We start from the raw sequence: 724 nt of genomic DNA on the forward strand, positions 1-724 counted from the left end.
CAAGGCGCGCGGATGGCGGGCGCGAACATGATCGTCGGCGTCGACATCAACCCCGACCGCGAGGAATGGGGCCGCAAGTTCGGCATGACGCATTTCGTCAACCCGAAGGATGTGGGCGACCTGGTCGCGCACCTCGTCGCGCTGACCGATGGCGGCGCGGATTATACTTTCGATTGCACCGGCAACACGACCGTGATGCGCCAGGCGCTGGAGGCCTGCCACCGTGGGTGGGGCACCAGCATTGTGATCGGCGTCGCAGAGGCAGGCAAGGAGATCAGCACGCGTCCCTTCCAGCTCGTTACCGGGCGAAACTGGCGCGGCACCGCCTTCGGTGGCGCCAAGGGTCGCACCGATGTACCGAAGATCGTCGATTGGTACATGAACGGCCGAATTGAAATCGATCCGATGATAACTCACGTCCTGACGCTGGACGATATCAACAAGGGCTTCGACCTGATGCACGCGGGCGAAAGCATCCGCTCGGTCGTGGTCTACTGAGGACAATGTGATGATGCCGACGCTAGAAACCGTCTCCACCGCCTGCGCGCATGGCGGCGTGCAGGGTGTCTACCGCCATGCGTCGGCCGAGACGGGCACCGAGATGAGCTTCTCGGTCTACGTTCCGCCGCACACCGAGGGCACGCGGCTACCGGTCGTCTGGTATCTGTCCGGGCTTACCTGCACGCATGCCAACGTGACTGAGAAAGGCGAGTATCGCGCCGCC

2 protein-coding genes are annotated in these 724 nt (G+C 63.4%); both read left to right on the forward strand.

Annotated elements, in window-relative coordinates; translation table 11 throughout:
- Positions 1–498: zinc-binding dehydrogenase (locus AACY19_RS26640; RefSeq protein WP_339454469.1), on the forward strand; the 498-nt coding region annotated here is incomplete at its 5' end.
- Positions 499–508: 10 nt separating this feature from the next.
- A partial coding sequence (locus tag AACY19_RS26645) for an alpha/beta hydrolase-fold protein (protein ID WP_339454471.1) occupies positions 509–724 on the forward strand: 216 nt, incomplete at its 3' end.

Origin of the sequence: Pseudomonas sp. EA_5y_Pfl2_R50 (assembly GCF_963970475.1) — a bacterium.
Classification (GTDB): Bacteria; Pseudomonadota; Gammaproteobacteria; order Pseudomonadales; family Pseudomonadaceae; genus Aquipseudomonas.